The organism is Pseudomonas sp. HR1 (genome assembly GCF_030175875.1).
Lineage (GTDB): Bacteria > Pseudomonadota > Gammaproteobacteria > Pseudomonadales > Pseudomonadaceae > Chryseomonas > Chryseomonas oryzihabitans.
Map to the genome: position 1 here is coordinate 229,257 of NZ_JASNRF010000004.1, position 19,713 is coordinate 248,969.

Below are 19,713 nucleotides of genomic sequence, written 5' to 3' on the forward strand. Positions count from 1 at the left end.
GACCGCCATTACAGTGACCACCCTTTTTTCCCACCCGACCAGAAGCCGCCATGACCCCCCTCGAGCGTTACCAGGCCGACCTCAAGCGCCCGGAGTTTTTCTACGATGCTGCCCAGGAAGAGGCCGTCCGCCATCTGCAACGCCTCTATGACGAATTGCTCGCCGAGCCCGCGTCCAAGGGTGGCCTGTTCGGCAAGCTGCTCGGGCGCAAGACGGTCACGCCGGTCAAGGGTCTGTATTTCTGGGGTGGGGTAGGGCGCGGCAAGACCTATCTGGTCGATACCTTCTATGACGCCCTGCCGTTCAAGCAGAAGATGCGCACCCACTTCCATCGCTTCATGAAGCGGGTCCACGAAGAGCTGCGCACCCTCAAGGGCGAGAAGAATCCGCTGACCATTATCGCCCGGCGTTTCGCCGACGAGGCGCGGGTGATCTGCTTCGACGAATTCTTCGTCTCCGACATTACCGACGCCATGATCCTGGCGACCCTGCTGGAAGAGCTGTTCAAGAACGGCGTCAGTCTGGTCGCCACCTCGAACATCGTGCCCGACGGCCTCTACAAGGACGGTCTGCAGCGCGCGCGCTTCCTGCCAGCCATCGCGCTGCTCAAGGAGCACACCGAGATCGTCAACGTCGACAGCGGCGTGGACTATCGCCTGCGCGCCCTGGAGCAGGCGCAGCTGTTTCACTATCCGCTGAGCGATGAAGTCGAGGCGGCGATGGCCAAGAGCTTCCGTTCGCTCACCGTCGAGTGCAACGACCTTTGCGAAGACGTGCCGCTGATGATCGAGAATCGCGAGATCCGCGCGCGCCGCACCTGCGAAGACGTCGCCTGGTTCGATTTCCGTGCCCTCTGCGACGGTCCGCGCAGCCAGAACGACTACATCGAGCTGGGCAAGATCTTCCAGACGGTGCTGGTCAGCAACGTCGAGCAGATGGACGCGCTCAAGGACGACATGGCGCGGCGCTTCATCAACCTGGTCGACGAATTCTACGATCGCCAGGTCAAGCTGATCCTGTCGGCCGAAGTGGAGCTCAAGGACCTCTATTCCGGTGGCCGCCTGGAGTTCGAATTCCAGCGCACCCTCAGCCGCCTGCTGGAAATGCAGTCCCACGAATACCTGGCCCGTCCGCACAAGCCGTGAACCCCTGCCCGGGTTGAAGGATCAATCCTTTGACCCAGGTTTTTGGGAGGTACGTGTGAATTCCGATCCCTTCGCCGAGTGGGACGGCTCGCCCGCCCAGGCGCGCATCCTGCAGAAGCAACTGGCCACGCAGGTCCTCTTGCACGACGACTTCGGCGCGCCGCGGCGTTACGCCGGGGTCGACGTGGGCTTCGAGGAGGGGGGCGAGATCACCCGCGCGGTGGCCGTCCTGCTGGATGCCGAGACCCTGCAGCCACTGGCCCATGCCGTCGCCCGCATCCCCACCGTGATGCCCTATGTACCGGGCTTGCTGTCCTTTCGCGAATTGCCGGCGCTGCTCCAGGCCCTGGCGGAATTGCCGGAGACGCCCGAGCTGGTGTTCTGCGACGGCCATGGCATCGCTCACCCACGCCGCCTCGGTATCGCCGCCCATCTCGGGGTGGTCACCGGTCTGCCAACGATCGGCGTGGCCAAGAAGATTCTCACCGGTCACCACGGCGAACTCGCCGAGACGCGCGGCAGCCAGGTCGACTTGCGGGATCGCGAGGGTGGGGTGATCGGCACGGTGCTGCGCAGCAAGGACCGGGTCAAGCCGCTGATCGTCTCGCCCGGGCACCGGGTCAGCCTGGCCAGCGCACCGGCGCTGGTCATGGCCTGCGTAAGGCGTCACCGTCTGCCGGAACCGACGCGGCTGGCCGATCACCTGGCCTCCCGTCGCCAGGGTTCGGCGGCGACCCAGGCGCTATTTTCTTTCTAGCTTGCGGTTGCTTTTCTGGCGTGAACGGGTATCATGCCGCAGCTTTCTTGGCGGGGGATGCCTAAGCCTGCCGAGATCGCCGTAGCGGACGCCGACCCGAGCCCCCGAAGAGCGTCTGTTTCCGGCTGCCCCCGACTTGTCTGGGGTTGCACTGTTGTGTAGAATTTGCCGTCTTTTTACCAGGGCGGCCTCTGAGGCCATAGAGAATGAAAACTTTCACCGCAAAACCGGAAACCGTTAAGCGCGACTGGTACGTCGTCGACGCTGCTGGCCAGACTCTGGGTCGTCTGGCTACTGAAATCGCCACTCGCCTGCGTGGCAAGCACAAGCCCGAATACACCCCTCACGTTGACACCGGCGACTACATCGTCGTCATCAACGCCGAGCAGGTTCGTGTGACCGGTGCCAAGACTACCGACAAGATGTACTACCATCACTCCGGTTTCCCGGGTGGCATCAAGTCGATCAACTTCGAAAAGCTGATCGCCCGTGCTCCCGAGCGCGTCATCGAGACCGCCGTCAAGGGTATGCTGCCGAAGAACCCGCTGGGCCGCGACATGTATCGCAAGCTCAAGGTGTACAAGGGTGCGAACCATCCGCACACCGCTCAGCAGCCCCAAGAACTCAAGTTTTAATCGGGATAGTACAACATGTCGGCAACTCAAAATTACGGTACCGGCCGTCGTAAGACTGCCACCGCTCGTGTCTTCCTCCGTCCGGGCACTGGCAAGATCTCCATCAACGATCGCGCTCTGGACACCTTCTTCGGTCGCGAGACCGCGCGCATGGTCGTGCGTCAGCCCCTCGAGCTGACCGAGACCCTGGAGAAGTTCGACGTCTACGTTACCGTCGCTGGCGGTGGTGTGAGCGGTCAGGCCGGTGCTATCCGTCACGGCATCACCCGTGCGCTGATCGAGTACGACGAAGGCTACCGCAGCTCCCTGCGCAAAGCCGGTTACGTCACTCGTGACGCCCGTGAAGTCGAGCGTAAGAAAGTCGGTCTGCGCAAAGCGCGTAAGCGTCCGCAGTACTCCAAGCGTTAATCCTTCGGGATACGCTCGAAAAACCCAGCCAAGCGGCTGGGTTTTTTTATGCCTGGGATTTTTCGGCGAAGGGTGCGCAGGGCCAATGGTGTGGGTTCGCCGCCAAAGGTCGGCAGTCCGGTATCGGCCGAACGTTGGGCTTCGCTACGCTCAGCGCCAACCTGCCTCGATTCCCATGGGTACCGTAGGCTGGGTTGAGGCAGTTCCACCGCCGAAGCCCGGCAATCAGCCCATCTCCCCGTGTTGGGCTTCACTACTCTCAGCGCTAACCTGCGTCGACTCCCTTGGGTCCGTAGGTTGGGTTGAGGCAGCTTCACCGCCGAAGCCCAACAGTCAGGCCATCCTGTCCTTTGTTGAGCTTCGCCACGCTCAGCGCCAACCTACGTCGATTCCCTCGGGCACCGTAGGTTGGGTTGAGGTAACTCCACCGGCGAAGCCCAACAATCAGCCCATCTCCCCGTGTTGGGCTTCGCTACGCTCGGCGCCAACCTACGTCGATTCCCTGGGCCCGTAGATTGGGTTGCGGCAGCTCCACCGCCGAAGCCCAACCAGGCAGGCCTTTATCGCGGGCAGGGCTCCAGTGCGTAGAGGGCTAGCCTGTATCGATCTATCGGGACCGGCTCGTCACCCTCGGTGCGCCATGCCCACTCGAATTCGAGGCATAAAAAAGGGGCGCCTAGGCGCCCCTTTTCATGGCTGGCGGAGATCAGCCGGGATGATTTTCCCGCGACTCCTTGAGCTTGCGATCGAGTTCGGCCTGGGTGGCTTCATCCTCTTTCACCGCATCGGCCTTGGGAGCCTCTGCAGGGGTGTCGGCTTCGCCGGTCAGGGCGACGGTAGCCGCTTCTTCCTGCGCAGGGCTGGGCACGATTTCCACGGGCTCTTCCACCACGATCGGCGCCGATTCGGCTTCGGCTGCAGGCAGCTCTTCAGCGATCGGGGCCGGCTGGGCTTCGGGCGTCTGTTGCGGCTCGACGGTACCTACCGCCGCGGTGGCGAAGGTTTCCTCGGTTTCTGCAATGGCACCCAGGGCAGGGGCCTGAGCGTCCTGCTCGGCCTGCTTGGCGCGTGCCGCTTCGGCTTCACGTGCCAGGCGCTCGCGACGACGGCGCTCACGCGGATCGTTGGAGGCGCGACCGGCAGCCGATTCCGCAGCTTCGGTCTCGACCGGTGCCGCGGGAATGGGCGCGGTGGCCGTTACCGGAGCGGTCTGCTCGACCACCGGAGTGGTGATCTCGACTTCCTGGTGCGGCGCACGCTCGTCCTGCAGCTGGCTCACCTGGGGGGTGAGGATCTCCGGCTGGGCAGGGGCGTCCGCTGCGGGCTGCTCCATTGCAGCCTCCTGGGTGGCTTCGGTGGCGGCCGGGGTTTCGGCGGTGGCTGCCGACTCCTGCTGGCGAACGTCACGAACCTCTTCCTGGGTGGCAATGGCGGTCACGCTTTCGCTGACCACGACGGCGGTACCCAGGGCGACCGCGGCCGGCGCGACAGGGGTGTCGGTGGCTGCAGTACCTTGCTCTTCGTCTTCGATGAAGTTGCCGTTGGCATCACGCTGACGCTCGCGACGGTTGCTGCGACGACGCTGGCCGCGGGAACGGCGACGCGGACGCTCTTCGCCTTCTTCCAGCTCTTCGTTGCCTTCCAGCACCTCTTCTTCGTTCAGCTCTTCGGCGCTGGCCGCTTCCTGGCGCTCTTCGCGGGCCTTGCGTTCTTCGCGCGGCTGACGCTCTTCACGCGGCTTGCGCTCTTCACGCGGCTGACGCTCTTCGCGAGCCGGACGCTCTTCAGCGCTCACGCGCTCTTCGCGGGGTTGACGCTCCTCACGAGGTTGACGCTCTTCGCGGGGCTGACGCTCTTCACGCGGCTGGCGCTCTTCGCGAGTGGCACGCTCCTCGCGGGGCTGACGCTCCTCGCGCGGTTGACGCTCCTCGCGGGGCTGGCGTTCTTCGCGCGGTTGGCGCTCTTCGCGATTGGCGCGCTCTTCGCGGGGCTGGCGCTCCTCGCGAGCCGGGCGGTCTTCACGGGTCTGACGCTCTTCACGCGGCTTGCGCTCTTCGCGGGCCGGGCGTTCGCTGCGTTCGCCACGATCGGCGCGCGGCTGGCGTTCTTCGCGCGGCTTGCGCTCGTCGTCACGGCGGCCTTCACGGCGGCGATTCTGCTGACGACCGTTGCGGCGCTCGTCCTGGCGACGCTGCTCGTCGCTGCTCTTGGGCGCTTCCGGAGTGGCAGCGGTCTTGTCGACCATGGGCTGCTCTTCGGTCTTGCCGGCGAACAGGCTGACCAGGGACTTCACCAGACCCTTGAACAGGTTCGGCTCGGCGGTGGTCTTGGCGGCAGGGGCAGCAGGAGCGACCACTTCGGCGGCGACCGGGGTGGGGGCCGGTGCGCGCTCAGGTGCCACCTTCACGGCCGCTTCCTGGCGCACCAGGGTACGGGTGGAGCTGACCGGCTGCACCTCTTCGGCTTCGGTGTTGGCCATCTCGTAGCTGGACTGGCTGTTCAGCAGCTCGGGATTGTCGTCACGCAGACGCTGCACTTCGAAGTGCGGGGTCTCGATGTGATCGTCCGGCAGGATGATGATGCGCACGCGGGTGCGCAGCTCGATCTTGGTGATGCTGTTGCGCTTCTCGTTGAGCAGGAAGGACGCCACCTGGATGGGTACGTGGGCGCGCACCTCGGCGGTGCGATCCTTGAGGGCTTCTTCCTCGATCAGGCGCAGGATGGCCAGCGACAGGGATTCCACGTCGCGGATGATGCCCTGGCCGTTGCAACGGGGGCAGACGATGCCGCTGGTTTCGCGCAGGGAAGGGCGCAGGCGCTGGCGGGACATTTCCAGCAGACCGAAGCGGGAGATGCGACCGATCTGCACGCGGGCGCGGTCGGCTTCCAGGGCTTCGCGGACGCGATCTTCCACGGCGCGCTGGTTCTTGACCGGGGTCATGTCGATGAAGTCGATGACGATCAGGCCGCCGATGTCGCGCAGACGCAGCTGACGGGCGATTTCCTCGGCCGCTTCCAGGTTGGTCTGCAGGGCGGTTTCTTCGATGTCGCCACCCTTGGTGGCGCGCGCCGAGTTGATGTCGATGGACACCAGGGCCTCGGTGGGATCGATGACGATGGAGCCGCCGGACGGCAGCTTCACTTCACGCTGGAAGGCGGTCTCGATCTGGCTTTCGATCTGGAAGCGATTGAACAGCGGGACACTGTCCTGATAGAGCTTGATCTTGCTGGCGTACTGCGGCATCACCTGACGGATGAAGCTCAGGGCTTCTTCCTGGGCTTCGACGCTGTCGACCAGGACTTCACCGATGTCCTGACGCAGGTAGTCGCGGATGGCGCGGATGATGACGTTGCTTTCCTGATAGATCAGGAAGGGGCCCTTGCGCTCACCCGAGGCTTCGGTGATGGCGGACCAGAGTTGCAGCAGGTAATCGAGGTCCCACTGCAGTTCTTCGGTGCTGCGGCCCAGGCCGGCGGTGCGCACGATCAGGCCCATGTCGCCCGGGGCGTTCAGGCCGTTCAGGGCTTCGCGCAGTTCGTTGCGCTCTTCACCCTCGATGCGACGGGAGATGCCGCCGGCACGGGGATTGTTGGGCATCAGCACCAGGTAGCGACCGGCGAGGCTGATGAAGGTGGTCAGGGCGGCGCCCTTGTTGCCGCGCTCTTCCTTTTCGACCTGGACGACTACTTCCTGGCCTTCGGAGAGCACTTCCTTGATGTTGACGCGGCCTTCCGGGTTCTTCTTGAAGTATTCCCGGGAGATTTCCTTCAGCGGGAGGAAGCCGTGGCGATCGGCGCCGAAGTCGACGAAGGCGGCTTCCAGACTGGGTTCGATGCGGGTGATGCGGCCTTTGTAGATGTTGGCCTTTTTCTGTTCGCGGGCTCCGGACTCGATGTCCAGGTCGAACAGCCGTTGACCGTCGACCAGGGCAACCCGCAATTCCTCGGGCTGGGTCGCGTTGATGAGCATTCTCTTCATGTAATACCACTACGTTCCGGGCTCTCGGCCCGCAGGGTGGCAACAGGATTCAAGAGAAGGGTGCACGGGGTCGTATCGAAGCCGGGCAAAGCCGGCCTTCGTGTCCAGCAGCAGGCCCTGGGGCGTGCCGCGACTACGTCTCCTGCAGGCGCTTGAGCGACTGCCGTTGCAGCTCCACAGGAGGAGGAATCAACCAGGCATGGTGCGGGCGTGACAGCCGAAAGGCTCGGGCAGCCGGGTCGTCGCGGGATTCGTGTCAGGTGTCGCTCGGTTGGAGCATCGGCCGTTGGCCTTGAGGCTTCCACCTGCGATCGTCACCTTGGCCGAAGCTGGGCGCGAAGCGGGCTGCAGGCGTACTGTCAGGCTACGCGATACGCTGGTTGTGCATCTCCATCCTGCACACAATCTTCAGGAATCAGGTGCCGCCCGCAAGGTCCGGAGCGGTTGTCGTTTTACAGCTGGCACCCTGGGTGCCGCTGCCTTGGTTACCAGGCGGATCGCAGATCGCCACTCACCCCCTTGGGCAGAGTCGGCGTTCTGCTGGACGGCCAGACGTCCAGTGACTATTGCATTTGCAGCCTATATTCGCGGGCGGAATCTACGGCCTCGCGAGCGGTGCCATCCAGACAGGACTGATAACCGCCTCCGGACTATAGCAGCAAGCTTTAAGTGCTTCAAATAAGGGAAAATTGCTATCATCTGCCGATGACTAAGCCTCCTTCTCCCAGCACCGGCGTTCAGCTGCTCGACGTGCCCGCCGACTATGCCGGCCAGCGCATCGACAACTTCCTGCGTACCCACCTCAAGGGTGCGCCCAAGACCCTCATCTATCGCATCCTGCGCAAAGGCGAAGTGCGGGTGAACAAGGGCCGCATCAAGCCCGACTACCGCCTGCAGGCCGGCGACCAGATCCGCGTACCGCCCCTGCGTCTGTCCGAGCCCGACGAGCCTGCACCCCTGGCCAGGGGCCTGCTCGAGCGCCTGGAGGATTCCATCGTCCACGAGGACAAGGCCCTCATCGTCATCAACAAGCCGGCCGGTATCGCCGTGCACGGCGGTAGTGGCCTGTCCGGTGGGGTCATCGAGGTCTTTCGCCAACTGCGTCCCGACGCCCGCGACATCGAGCTGGTCCATCGTCTCGACCGGGATACCTCCGGGCTGCTGATGATCGCCAAGAAGCGCAGCATGCTGCGCTTCCTGCACGAGGCCCTGCGCGGCGACGGCGTCGATAAGCGCTATCACGCCCTGGTGCGCGGCCATTGGCCGGCGGCCAAGAAGAAGATCAGCGCGCCCCTGCTTAAGAATACCCTCAGATCCGGTGAGCGCATGGTCGAGGTCAATGACGAAGGCAAGGAGGCGCTCACCGAATTCCGCGTGCTGCGGCGCTATGGCGAATTCGCCACCCTGGTCGAGGCGCGGCCGGTGACCGGGCGTACCCATCAGATCCGCGTCCATGCCCGCCACGCCGGGCACGCCATCGCCGGCGATCCCAAATACGGCGACGAAGACTTCTCCCAGGAGATTCGCGAGCTGGGCGGCAAGCGGCTGTTCCTGCACTCGGCGAGTCTGGTGATTCCGCTGCCCGAAGGCGGCGAGTTGCGACTGGAAGCGCCGGTCGACAGCACCTGGAGTCAGACGCTGGAGCGTCTGGATGCCTGAATACCAGCTGCTGATCTTCGACTGGGACGGCACCCTGGCGGATTCCATCGGCCGGATTGTCGAGGTGATGCACGTGGCGGCCGAGCAGCTGGGCTTGCCACCGCGCAGCGACGTGGCCGTCAAGGGCATCATCGGCCTGGAGCTGGTCGCGGCCATCCAGACGCTCTATCCGCATCTGGTCACTCCGGCGCAGATCGAGGGCTTTCGCGATGCCTACAGCGCCGAATTCGTCCGTCGCGAACAGCAGGCGTCGCCTCTGTTTCCCGAGGTGCTGAGCGGGCTGCAGCGCTTTCGCGCCCTGGGTTACCAGCTGGCCGTGGCGACGGGTAAGAGCCGGCGCGGCCTGGCCCGTTCGCTGCAGCAGCATGGCCTGAGCGAGTTCTTCGACATCACCCGTTGCGCCGACGAGGCCGCCGGCAAGCCCGATCCGCAAATGGTCGAGGAGATTCTCGCCCATTGCCGCGTGGCGCCGGAGCGCGCCCTGCTGATCGGGGATGCGGTGTTCGACCTGGAAATGGCCCGCCGCGCCGGGGTCGCTGCGGTCGGGGTGGCCTATGGTGCCCAGCCGGCCGAGGTGCTGAGGGATTTCGGGCCGCGCCTGGTGATCGAAGCTTTCGCGGACCTGGCGCTATGGCTGGGTGACAACGTTGTGGTCAGGAGTGAGGTTGGGCATGGCTGACGAGTGGAAGGAAGACAGCGGACGTACGCGTCCGGCGGACGACAAGACCTGGGCCCTGATCGAGAAGACCATGCTCGCCAGTGTGCGCGAGCAGCGGCGGGCGCGGCGCTGGGGCATCTTTTTCAAGCTGCTGACCTTCGCCTACCTGATCGTCATGCTGGTGCTGTTCACGCCCCTGCTGTCGCTGGGCAAGAAGGGTGGGGTGACCGAGTCCGGCGCCCATACCGCGCTCATCGAACTCAAGGGCGTGATCGCCGACGACGAGAAGGCCAGTGCCGACAATGTGGTCACGGCTCTGCGCAAGGCCTTCGACGACAGCAACACCCGTGGCGTGGTGCTGCGCATCAACAGTCCGGGCGGCAGTCCGGTGCAATCCGGCTACATCTATGACGAGATCAAGCGCCTGCGCGGTCTGCATCCGGATATCAAGCTGTATGCGGTGATCACCGACCTGGGGGCCTCCGGCGCCTACTATGTGGCCAGCGCGGCCGACGCCATCTATGCCGACAAGGCCAGTCTGGTCGGCTCCATCGGCGTGACGGCGGCTTCCTTCGGTTTCGTCGGCACCATGGAAAAGCTGGGTGTGGAGCGCCGGGTCTACACCTCGGGCGAACACAAGGCCTTCCTCGATCCCTTCCAGCCGCAAAAGCCGGAAGAGACCCGATTCTGGCAGCAGGTGCTGGATACCACCCATCAGCAGTTCATCGACAGCGTCAAGAAGGGGCGTGGCGACCGGCTCAAGGTCGAGGGTCATCCGGAGCTGTTCTCCGGGCTGGTCTGGTCCGGCGAGCAGGCGCTGTCCCTGGGGCTGATCGATGGCCTCGGCAGCGCCAGCTATGTGGCGCGCGATGTGGTCAAGGAAGAGCGCCTGGTCGACTACACCCAGGAAGACTCGCCCTTCGACCGTTTCGCCAAGCGCCTGGGCGCCAGTGTCGCCGAGCGCCTGGCGCTCTACATGGGCTGGCAGGGTCCGGCGTTGCGCTAGGGCGACAGCCTGCAGATCTCAAGGGACCTGCAGGCCAGCCTCCCGCAGCAGTGCGGCGAGGCGGATGAGGGGGAGGCCGATCAGGCTGGTCGGGTCGTCCCCCTGCATGGCCTCGAACAAGGCGATGCCCAGGCCCTCGGCCTTGAAGCTGCCGGCGCAATCGTAGGGCTGTTCCGCCAGCAGGTAGCGGTCGATCGTCGCAGCCTCGAGCGGGCGAAAGCGCACCTGGAAATCCACCACCTCGCTGCGGCACTCCCCGGTGCGGCTGTCCAGCACGGCCAGTCCGGTATGGAACACCAGGGTGCGACCGCTGGCCCGGGCCAGTTGCTGCCGGGCTCGCTCATGGGTCAGGGGCTTGCCGAGGATCTCGCCGTCGATGGCGGTCGCCTGATCCGAGCCGATGATCAGGGTCGGCTCCGGCTGGTCGGCCAGGGCAGCGGCCTTGGCCCGGGCCAGGCGCTCCACCAGCGCCCTCGGGCTTTCGCCAGGCCGTGGCGTTTCGTCGATGTCCGGCGACCGATGAGCGAAGGGCAGCTGGAGTCTTTCCAGCAATTGGCGGCGGTAAGGCGAGCTGGAAGCGAGTAGAATGAGAGGCATCAGTTTGTTCTCGGGCGAGATCGACCAGAGGTCGGTCGAAGTCGCTTCGGGGTTAATTTCCTTTGACAGCCGTAAGGCCGTCCCTATAATGGCGCGCTTATGTTGAATGGGCCAATTCCACCTCAGGTCGATCCTCGCAAATTGGCGGATCGCGGCGTAACCCTCAAGGGTGAGCTGCCTCTCGCGAACATGCGGCGTGTCGGCGAGCAGCTCGTGAAGTCCGAAGGCGCGGTAGCCGTCGTCCTCGACTTCGGGCGTGATCAACAGCGGCAGTTCGTCATCCACGGTGTCCTCGATACCGCGGTCGAGATGATCTGCCAGCGTTGTCTGGAGCCGGCAGTGCTTCCCATCCACAGCGAATTCGATTTCGCCGTGCTCTGGGAGGGGCAGTCGGCCGATGCCTTGCCACAGGGTTACGATGCCCTGGAGGTTGGCGAAGATCCGCTGGATCTGCATAGCCTGATCGAAGAAGAGCTGTTGCTCGCTCTGCCGATCATCCCTGTGCATCCGGAAGGGGATTGCCAGCATCCGGAAGGTTTCGAGGCGCCCGAAGAGCCGGCGGACGAGGAAAAGCGACCCAACCCGTTCAGTGTACTTGCGCAGTTGAAGCGTGACCCAAACGTTTAGGAGTTAAATCATGGCTGTTCAGCAGAACAAAAAATCCCGTTCCGCTCGCGACATGCGTCGTTCGCACGACGCCCTCGAAGCGAACGCTCTGTCCGTGGAAAAGAGCACCGGTGAAGTTCACCTGCGCCACCACGTGTCGCCCGACGGTTTCTACCGCGGTCGCAAAGTGATCGACAAGGGTTCCGACGAGTAATCCTCGATCGAAATCGTCATCGCGATCGATGCAATGGGCGGGGACTTCGGTCCCCGCTGCATTGTTCCTGCTTCATTCGACGCTCTCGAGCGTTTCCCCGCCCTACATCTTCTCCTCTGTGGTCAGCGCGACGCCCTGTCGGCCTGGTCACCGCCTGCCTCCCTCGCCAATCGCCTGCAGTTCGACTACGTCGATGCCCTTGTCGGGCCCGATGAACGCCCCGCTGCCGTGGTGCGCAGTCGTACCCGGACGTCCATGCATGCTGCGCTCGACGCGGTCCGACAGGGGCGTGCCCAGGGGTGTCTGAGCGCCGGCAATACCGGGGCCTGGATGGCGCTCGCGCGACAGCTGCTGGGAACGCTGCCGGACATCGATCGACCCGCGATGATGTCGGCGTTGCCTGGACGGGGAGAGCACCAGACGCTGCTGCTTGATCTCGGCGCCAATCTCGACAGCTCTGCCGAACAGCTGGTGCAATTCGCCTATCTGGGGGCGGGTGCGGCCCAGGCGCGTGGCCTGGTGCGGCCAAGGGTCGCGCTACTCAATGTCGGGCGCGAACCGGGCAAGGGCACGCCGGTGATCCAGGAGGCGGCACGGCGCCTCGCCCAGAGTCAGGCCTTCGATTTCATCGGCTTCGTCGAGGGCAGCGATCTCTATGCCGCCGTCGCGGACGTGGTGGTCTGCGATGGCTTCACCGGCAATGCGGTGCTCAAGTCCGGCGAGGCGCTGCTGCGCCTGCTGGTCGAGCGCAGCGGCACGGCCTCCTGGCTCGAGCGTCAGTTGCTGCAGCGCTGGCTGGCCCGGCGTTTCCGCCACTGGGATCCGGAGCTGCGCAACGGCGCGAGCTTTCTCGGCCTGAATGCGGTGGTGGTGAAAAGCCATGGCGCGGCAGGCGAAGTCGGTCTCGTTCAGGCCATCGAGCGCGCCCTGCGCGACGTGGAGACTGATCTCCCCGGGCGGATCCGGTTAAACTTGGCGGCTCTGAAAGCGGTGTGACCGACCGGTCGACACCGACATCTCAGTCTGTCAGTGGCGGAACCGCGGTTTCGCCAGCAATGGACCTACAAGAGACCTGCCTATGTCTGCCTCTCTCGCTTTCGTCTTTCCCGGTCAGGGCTCCCAGGCCCTGGGCATGCTGGGTGAGCTGGCCACGCACCACGCACTGATCGGCGAAACCTTCGCCGAGGCCTCCGCCGTCCTCGGCTACGACCTCTGGGCGCTGACCCAGCAGGGCCCGCAGGAGTCGCTCAACCAGACCGACCGTACCCAGCCCGCCATCCTGACCGCCTCCATCGCGCTGTGGCGTCTGTGGCTGGCCGAGGGCGGCGCCAAGCCGGCCTATGTCGCCGGGCACAGCCTGGGCGAATACTCGGCACTGGTCGCCGCGGGCAGCCTGCCGTTCGCCGAGGCGGTCCGCCTGGTGGCGCGCCGGGGTGAGCTGATGCAGCAGGCGGTGCCGGCCGGGCAGGGCGGCATGGCCGCCATCCTCGGTCTGGAAGACGCCCAGGTGCTGGCCGCCTGTGCCGAAGCCGCCCAGGGCGAGGTCGTCAGCGCAGTCAACTTCAATGCTCCCGGTCAGGTGGTGATCGCCGGTGCCGCCGCGGCGGTGGAGCGCGCCATCGAGGCCTGCAAGGCCCTGGGCGCCAAGCGCGCCGTGGCCCTGCCGGTCAGCGTGCCCTCCCATTGCGAACTGATGCGCCCGGCGGCCGAGCGCTTCGCCGAGGACGTGCGTGGCTGCACCTGGAGCCAGCCGCAGATTCCGGTGGTGCAGAACGTCAATGCCGGCGTCAACACCGACCTGGACAGTCTCCAGCAGGACCTGCTGGCCCAGCTGTACAGCCCGGTGCGCTGGGTCGAATCCGTGCAGTACCTGGCAGCCCAGGGCGTTACCCACCTGGTGGAGTGCGGCCCCGGCAAGGTGCTGGCCGGTCTGAACAAGAGATGCGTCAAGGGCGTGGAAACGCTGGCCCTGGACACCCCCGACGCCTTCGCCGCCGCTCGCGCGGCTTTTTGAATCGAGGAAAACGAGATGAGTCTGCAAGGTAAGGTCGCCCTGGTCACGGGCGCTACCCGTGGTATCGGTCAAGCCATCGCCCTGGAACTGGGTCGGCTGGGCGCCACCGTGATCGGCACCGCGACCAGCGAGGCGGGCGCCCAGCGCATCGCCGAGTCGCTCAAGGCCAACGGCATCGAAGGCACCGGCCTGGTGCTCAACGTGTCCGACAACGCCTCCGTCGCGGCCGCCCTCGAGCAGGTCCAGACCCAGTTCGGCGCCCCGTCCATCCTGGTCAACAACGCGGGCATCACCCGCGACAACCTGATGCTGCGGATGAAGGACGATGAGTGGTTCGACGTGATCGATACCAACCTCAACAGCCTGTTCCGCCTGTCCAAGGCCGTGCTCAAGGGCATGACCAAGGGCCGCTGGGGTCGCATCGTCAGCATCGGCTCGGTGGTGGGTGCCATGGGCAATGCCGGCCAGGCCAACTATGCCGCCGCCAAGGCCGGCCTCGAGGGCTTCACCCGGGCACTGGCCCGCGAGGTGGGTTCGCGCAACATCACCGTCAACGCCGTGGCTCCGGGTTTCATCGACACCGACATGACCCGTGAACTGCCGGAAGCCCAGCGCACCGCGCTGCTGACCCAGATCCCGGCCGGTCGCCTCGGCCAGGCCGACGAGATCGCCAAGGTGGTCGGCTTCCTGGCGGGCGAGGGCGCGGCCTATGTGACCGGCGCCACGATCCCCGTCAACGGCGGAATGTACATGAGCTGACCGGCGTTACCCCCCGCGCGGCTATTGCGCTAAGCTGGTAGACTGTCGGACCAGCAATGGCCGCGCATACGTCTTGATGTCGCGTCAGCTTGAAATACGGAAATCCCTTTCTATACACTTACGCGCAATCCGTTGTGCGGATTTTTCCTTTAGGAGTGAGAACACGGTATGAGCACCATCGAAGAACGCGTTAAGAAGATCGTCGCTGAGCAGCTCGGCGTGAAGGAAGAGGAAGTTACCAACAGCGCTTCCTTCGTCGAGGATCTGGGCGCCGACTCCCTTGACACCGTCGAACTGGTGATGGCTCTGGAAGAGGAATTCGAGACCGAAATCCCGGACGAGCAGGCTGAGAAGATCACCACCGTCCAGGAAGCTATCGACTACATCGTTGCTCATCAGCAATAAGTAGTCGCCAGTTTCGGACACAAGAAGCCGCACGTCCTGTAGGGCGTGCGGCTTTTCTTTAGGTCCAAGGTCAAGATTGATGGAATCGGCTTTTTTTAAGAGGGGTGGCCGCCCCGGAAGGACAAGAGGAGTTGGGTGTGTCGCGTAGACGTGTCGTGATCACGGGTATGGGCATGGTATCGCCGCTTGGCGCCGATGTGGCGAGCAGCTGGGAAGGCATCCTGGCCGGTCGCAGCGGTATCGCGCCGATCGAGCATATGGACGTCTCTGCCTTCAGCACGCGGATCGGCGGATCGGTCAAGGGATTCGACGTGGAGCAGTACCTGTCCGCGAAGGAAGCCCGCAAGCTGGATCTGTTCATCCAATACGGTCTCGCTGCCAGCTTCCAGGCCATGCGTGACAGCGGTCTCGAGATCAACGATGGCAATCGCGAGCGCGTGGGTGTCGCCATGGGTTCCGGCATCGGTGGACTGACCAATATCGAGGCGAATTGCCAGTCGCTGCTCGCCCAGGGTCCACGCCGTATTTCCCCCTTTTTCGTACCGGGCTCCATCATCAACATGGTGTCCGGCTTCCTGTCGATCCACCTGGGTCTGCAGGGTCCCAACTATGCCATCGCCACCGCCTGTACCACGGCGACGCACTGCATCGGCATGGCGGCGCGCAACATCGCCTACGGTGAGGCCGATGCCATGGTCGCCGGCGGTTCGGAGATGGCGACCTCGGGTCTGGGTCTGGGCGGCTTCGGCGCGGCGCGTGCCCTGTCGACCCGCAACGACGATCCGACCCGTGCCAGCCGTCCCTGGGATCGCGACCGTGACGGCTTCGTGCTGTCCGATGGCGCAGGCGCCCTGGTGCTGGAAGAGTATGAGCACGCCAAGGCGCGGGGCGCCCGCATCTATGCCGAGCTGATCGGTTTCGGCATGAGCGCGGACGCCTTCCACATGACCGCACCGCCGGAAGACGGCGCAGGTGCCGCGCGCTGCATGAAGGCGACCCTCAAGGACGCCGGTATCGCGCCGGAAGCGGTCGATTACGTCAATGCCCACGGCACCTCCACGCCGGCCGGCGACCTGGCTGAAGTGGCGGCCCTGAAGCAGGTGTTCGGCGAGCAGGCCAAGCGCCTGAGCGTGAGTTCGACCAAGTCCATGACCGGTCACCTGCTGGGTGCCGCCGGCGCGGTGGAGGCCATCTTCACGGTGCTCGCCCTGCGCGATCAGGTGGCGCCGCCCACCATCAATCTGGACAATCCCAGCGACGGCTGCGATCTGGACTTCGTGCCCCACGAGGCGCGGCAGCGGCCCATCGAAGTGGCCCTGTCCAATTCGTTCGGCTTTGGTGGCACCAACGGCAGTCTGGTGTTCCGGCGCTTCGACGCTTGATCCAGGACTGGCTCAATGGCCAACCGCTGGATTCCGGTCTGCAACGCGACCGGGGTCTGGCCTATGGCGATGGGCTGTTCGAGACCATCGCGGTTCGCCGGGGCCAGCCACGTCTGCTGGACCGTCATCTGCAGCGGCTGGTCACCGGTTGCCAGCGGCTGCGCCTTCCCTGCGATGTCGCTCAGCTGGACGCGGAGATCCGCGCCTATGCGGCGCTGCTGGGGGAGGGCGTCGCCAAGCTGCTGCTCACCCGCGGTGACGGACTGCGCGGGTATGCCCCGCCCGCCGAGCCCGAGGTGCGGCGCCTGTTGCTGGGCTCTCCCGTCCCGGCCTATCCGGCGGCCCATGCCATCGAGGGCATCGACCTCTATCCCTGCACCACCCGCCTGGCCCGTCAGCCGTTGCTGGCCGGGCTCAAGCACCTGAATCGACTCGAGCAGGTCCTGGCGCGGGGGGAGTGGAATGACCCCCGCTATGCCGAAGGCCTGATGCTGGATCAGGACGGTAGGCCGATCGAGGGCGTATTCAGCAATCTGTTCCTGGTCCGCGCCGGGCGGCTGCTGACCCCCGCGCTGGACGGCTGTGGCGTGGCCGGCGTGCTGCGCGGTCTGCTGCTCGATGTCGCTGCCCGGGAAGGCATCCAGGCCGAGGTCCGGCCGCTGGCGCTGGACGATCTGCTGGCGGCCGACGAAGTTTTCCTCTGCAACAGCCAGTACGGTATCTGGCCCGTGCGCCGGTACGCAGCCGCGAACTGGTCCGTGGGGCCGGTGACCCGTAAACTGCAAGGTTCGATAAACGAGATTCTGGAATAGCCGATGCGCAAGGCGAGAGCTCTGCTTACGGCGCTGCTGGCCGCTGGCGGCCTGCTGCTGGTCCTGGCCGGTTGGCGCCAGCACCAGGCGCTGACTCAGCCGCTGAAGGTCGACGGCGAGCAACTGATCGAGATCCCCAAGGGCGCGACCCCGGGCGGCAGCCTGCTGCGCCTTGAAGAGCAGGGCGTGCTCGACGGCGCCTTCTGGCTGCGCCTGTACTGGCGCTTCAATCTGGCCGGGCAGACGCTGCACAGCGGTGAATACCGCCTGACCCCCGGCATGACGGTGGAGCAGTTGTTCAGCCTCTGGCGCAAGGGCGAAGTGGTGCAGTACGGCCTTACCCTGGTGGAAGGCTGGAATGTCCATCAGGTACGCGCCGCCCTGGCGCGGCAGCCCAAGCTCGAGCACGACACCGCCGAGCTGGACGATGCCGCCCTGATGAAGCGCCTGGGCCTGGACGGCCAGCACCCCGAAGGGCGTTTCTTTCCCGATACCTATCGCTATGTGAAGGGTCAGCGCGAATCCGACCTGTTGCGCCAGGCCAACCAGCGCCTGCAGGCCGTGCTCGATCAGGAGTGGCAGGCACGCGATCCCGCGGTGCCCTACAAGGATGCCTACCAGGCACTGATCATGGCCTCGCTGGTGGAGAAGGAGACCGGCGTGCCCGAGGAGCGCGACGAGATCGCCGGGGTCTTCGTCCGCCGCCTGGCGGCCGGCATGCTGCTGCAGACCGATCCCACCGTGATCTACGGCATGGGCGAGCGCTACAACGGCCGCATCACCCGCGCCGATCTGCGCGAGCCCTCGCCCTACAACACCTATCTCAACGCGGGACTACCGCCGACGCCGATCGCCATGCCCGGTCGCGAGGCCATCCATGCGGCGCTGCATCCCAAGGACGGCGACAGCCTGTACTTCGTCGCCCGTGGCGACGGCAGCCATGTCTTTTCCAAGGACCTGGAGGCGCACAATCAGGCGGTTCGCGACTTCCAGCTCAAGCGGCGCTCCGACTACCGCTCCAGTCCCGCTCCGCAGACGCCCGACAGCAAGGAAACCCCATGACGGCAAACGGCCTGTTCATCACCCTCGAAGGCCCCGAGGGCGCGGGCAAGAGCACCAACCGCGACTATCTCGCCGAACTCCTCGGCAGCGGTGGGCGCGAGGTGGTGCTGACCCGTGAGCCGGGCGGCACGCCACTGGCCGAGCGCATCCGCGAGATCCTGCTGGCGCCGGCCGCCGAGCCCATGGCGGTGGATACCGAATTGCTGCTGATGTTCGCCGCCCGCGCCCAGCACCTGGCCCAGGTCGTCCGGCCCGCCCTGGCGCGCGGTGCCCTGGTGCTCTGCGATCGTTTCGTCGATGCGACCTATGCCTATCAGGGCGGCGGCCGCGGTGTGCCCGTGGAACGCATCGCCACCCTGGAAGCCTTCGTGCTGGGCGACCTGCAACCCGACCTGACCCTGGTCTTCGACCTGCCGGTGGAGATCGGCCTGGCGCGGGCAGCTCGACGCGGCGCCCTGGATCGTTTCGAACGGGAGCAGCGCGCCTTCTTCGAGGCGGTGCGCCAGACCTACCTGGACCGTGCCCAGGCCGTGCCGGCGCGCTATCGCCTGATCGATGCCTCGCGCAGTCTGGCCGAGGTGCAGGCGGAGCTGCGCGCCCTGGTCGCCACCCTGGAGCCGACGCCAGGTGGCTGACGTCTATCCCTGGCAGGAGGAACTCTGGGCGCGGATCTGGCCCCGGCGACAGCATCCCCATGCCTATCTGCTGCATGGCCCGCGCGGCATCGGCAAGCGCGACCTGGCCGAGCGCCTGGCCGCGCTGCTGCTGTGCCAGGCGCCCCAGGGTGCTGCCGCCTGCGGCCAGTGCAAGGCCTGCGCCCTGCTCAGGGCGGGGACCCATCCCGATTACTGCGTGATCCAGCCGGAAGAGGCCGAAAAGCCCATTCGCGTCGATCAGATCCGCGGCCTGGTGGACTTCGTCTCCCAGACCGCCCAGCTGGGCGGGCGCAAGCTGATCCTGCTGGAGCCGGTCGAGGCGATGAACCTCAATGCCGCCAACGCCCTGCTCAAGAGCCTGGAAGAGCCCTCGGGCGCTACCGTGCTGCTGCTGGTGAGCCACCAGCCGAGTCGCCTGCTGCCCACCGTGCGCAGTCGCTGCGTGCAACAGGCCTGTCCGGTGCCCTCGCGGGCCGAAAGTCTCGCCTGGCTGGGCGAGCGTCTGCCGGACCTCGAGGCGGAGGTCCGTACCCAGTTGCTGGTGCTGGCCGGCGGCTCGCCGCTGGCGGCCCTGCGTCTGCATGGCGAGGACGTGCTGGCCCGCCGGGCCCTGGTGGTGGAGGGGGTCAAGCGCCTGCTCAAGCGCCAGGCGGCGCCCAGTCAGCTGGCCGAGAGCTGGAATGCCGTGCCCCTGCCGCTGCTGCTCGACTGGTTCTGCGAATGGACCCATGGTGTCCTGCGCCAGCAATGGGGTGGCGCCGATGCTGAGGCTGCGCCGGACATGGCCAAGGTGCTGGGTTATCTGGCGGAGAAGAGCGCGCCGCACGAGGTGCTGGCCCTGCAGGAATGGCTGCATGCCGAGCGGCAGAAGGTGCTGGGCAAAGCCAACCTCAACCGCGTATTGTTGCTGGAATCGCTGTTGATCCGCTGGGCCGGTCTGGTGCCCGGACGCTAGCGAT

General features: G+C 65.6%; 20 protein-coding genes. 18 read left to right on the forward strand and 2 right to left on the reverse strand.

What is annotated here, in order from left to right; genetic code table 11:
* The first annotated feature begins 50 nt into the window (after positions 1-50).
* The 4 genes from zapE to rpsI all read left to right on the forward strand — a co-directional run bounded on the left by zapE (position 51) and on the right by rpsI (position 2,945).
* A complete protein-coding gene (gene zapE, locus QKY98_RS16345) occupies positions 51-1,145 on the forward strand; it encodes a cell division protein ZapE (RefSeq protein WP_007160611.1) in 1,095 nt (364 codons plus the stop codon).
* Between the two features lie 55 nt (positions 1,146-1,200).
* The gene (nfi, locus tag QKY98_RS16350) at positions 1,201-1,902 is read left to right on the forward strand and encodes a deoxyribonuclease V (protein ID WP_027598260.1); all 702 of its coding nucleotides are present in this window, start codon (positions 1,201-1,203) and stop codon (positions 1,900-1,902) included.
* A gap of 206 nt (positions 1,903-2,108) precedes the next feature.
* On the forward strand, positions 2,109-2,537 hold the full coding sequence (gene rplM, locus QKY98_RS16355; RefSeq protein ID WP_007160609.1) for a 50S ribosomal protein L13: 429 nt from the start codon (positions 2,109-2,111) through the stop codon (positions 2,535-2,537).
* A 15-nt stretch (positions 2,538-2,552) separates the two neighbouring features.
* The gene (rpsI, locus tag QKY98_RS16360; protein WP_007160608.1) at positions 2,553-2,945 is read left to right on the forward strand and encodes a 30S ribosomal protein S9; all 393 of its coding nucleotides are present in this window, start codon (positions 2,553-2,555) and stop codon (positions 2,943-2,945) included.
* A gap of 706 nt (positions 2,946-3,651) precedes the next feature.
* On the opposite strand, the gene rne is transcribed toward rpsI, so the two are convergent.
* On the reverse strand, positions 3,652-6,924 hold the full coding sequence (gene rne, locus QKY98_RS16365; protein WP_197851469.1) for a ribonuclease E: 3,273 nt from the start codon (positions 6,922-6,924) through the stop codon (positions 3,652-3,654).
* 705 nt (positions 6,925-7,629) lie between these two features.
* Between rne and rluC the strand changes: the two genes are divergently transcribed.
* The 3 genes from rluC to sppA are packed head-to-tail and all read left to right on the forward strand — an operon-like array spanning position 7,630 to position 10,247.
* Positions 7,630-8,583 carry a 23S rRNA pseudouridine(955/2504/2580) synthase RluC gene (rluC, locus tag QKY98_RS16370; protein WP_007160606.1) on the forward strand — a complete coding sequence of 318 codons (954 nt, stop codon included), beginning with the start codon at positions 7,630-7,632 and terminating at the stop codon, positions 8,581-8,583.
* Positions 8,576-9,262: an HAD-IIIA family hydrolase gene (locus tag QKY98_RS16375; protein ID WP_042137950.1), complete on the forward strand. Its 687-nt coding sequence runs from the start codon at positions 8,576-8,578 to the stop codon at positions 9,260-9,262. Before rluC ends, QKY98_RS16375 begins: the two co-directional genes overlap by 8 nt.
* Entirely contained in the window at positions 9,255-10,247 is a 993-nt protein-coding gene (gene sppA / locus QKY98_RS16380) for a signal peptide peptidase SppA (protein ID WP_007160604.1), read from the forward strand. The genes QKY98_RS16375 and sppA overlap by 8 nt, the downstream gene beginning before the upstream one ends.
* An 18-nt stretch (positions 10,248-10,265) precedes the next feature.
* On the opposite strand, the gene QKY98_RS16385 is transcribed toward sppA, so the two are convergent.
* Entirely contained in the window at positions 10,266-10,844 is a 579-nt protein-coding gene (locus QKY98_RS16385; RefSeq protein WP_044341765.1) for a Maf family protein, read from the reverse strand.
* Positions 10,845-10,943: 99 nt separating this feature from the next.
* On the opposite strand from QKY98_RS16385, the gene QKY98_RS16390 reads away from it, so the two are divergent.
* From QKY98_RS16390 to QKY98_RS16440, 11 genes are all read left to right on the forward strand, one after another.
* A complete protein-coding gene (locus QKY98_RS16390) occupies positions 10,944-11,471 on the forward strand; it encodes a YceD family protein (protein WP_027599034.1) in 528 nt (175 codons plus the stop codon).
* A 10-nt stretch (positions 11,472-11,481) separates the two neighbouring features.
* Complete coding sequence (gene rpmF / locus QKY98_RS16395) at positions 11,482-11,664, forward strand: 50S ribosomal protein L32 (protein WP_007160601.1); 183 nt, start codon at positions 11,482-11,484, stop codon at positions 11,662-11,664.
* Positions 11,665-11,670: 6 nt separating this feature from the next.
* A complete protein-coding gene (gene plsX, locus QKY98_RS16400; RefSeq protein ID WP_377710490.1) occupies positions 11,671-12,660 on the forward strand; it encodes a phosphate acyltransferase PlsX in 990 nt (329 codons plus the stop codon).
* Positions 12,661-12,742: 82 nt separating this feature from the next.
* Complete coding sequence (gene fabD / locus QKY98_RS16405) at positions 12,743-13,678, forward strand: ACP S-malonyltransferase (protein ID WP_007160599.1); 936 nt, start codon at positions 12,743-12,745, stop codon at positions 13,676-13,678.
* Positions 13,679-13,693: 15 nt separating this feature from the next.
* Entirely contained in the window at positions 13,694-14,437 is a 744-nt protein-coding gene (gene fabG / locus QKY98_RS16410) for a 3-oxoacyl-ACP reductase FabG (RefSeq protein WP_007160598.1), read from the forward strand.
* A gap of 168 nt (positions 14,438-14,605) precedes the next feature.
* Positions 14,606-14,842, forward strand: coding sequence for an acyl carrier protein (acpP, locus tag QKY98_RS16415; RefSeq protein WP_007160597.1), 237 nt, complete (start codon positions 14,606-14,608; stop codon positions 14,840-14,842).
* Between the two features lie 137 nt (positions 14,843-14,979).
* Positions 14,980-16,224 carry a beta-ketoacyl-ACP synthase II gene (gene fabF / locus QKY98_RS16420; RefSeq protein ID WP_007160596.1) on the forward strand — a complete coding sequence of 415 codons (1,245 nt, stop codon included), beginning with the start codon at positions 14,980-14,982 and terminating at the stop codon, positions 16,222-16,224.
* Positions 16,224-17,036 (forward strand): aminodeoxychorismate lyase, encoded by an 813-nt coding sequence (gene pabC, locus QKY98_RS16425; RefSeq protein ID WP_284671334.1) that lies wholly within the window; start codon positions 16,224-16,226, stop codon positions 17,034-17,036. Before fabF ends, pabC begins: the two co-directional genes overlap by 1 nt.
* A 3-nt stretch (positions 17,037-17,039) precedes the next feature.
* The gene (gene mltG / locus QKY98_RS16430; protein ID WP_284671262.1) at positions 17,040-18,098 is read left to right on the forward strand and encodes an endolytic transglycosylase MltG; all 1,059 of its coding nucleotides are present in this window, start codon (positions 17,040-17,042) and stop codon (positions 18,096-18,098) included.
* Positions 18,095-18,733, forward strand: coding sequence for a dTMP kinase (tmk, locus tag QKY98_RS16435; RefSeq protein WP_284671263.1), 639 nt, complete (start codon positions 18,095-18,097; stop codon positions 18,731-18,733). Before mltG ends, tmk begins: the two co-directional genes overlap by 4 nt.
* The gene (locus QKY98_RS16440) at positions 18,726-19,709 is read left to right on the forward strand and encodes a DNA polymerase III subunit delta' (protein WP_027601562.1); all 984 of its coding nucleotides are present in this window, start codon (positions 18,726-18,728) and stop codon (positions 19,707-19,709) included. The genes tmk and QKY98_RS16440 overlap by 8 nt, the downstream gene beginning before the upstream one ends.
* The last annotated feature ends 4 nt before the right edge of the window (positions 19,710-19,713 follow it).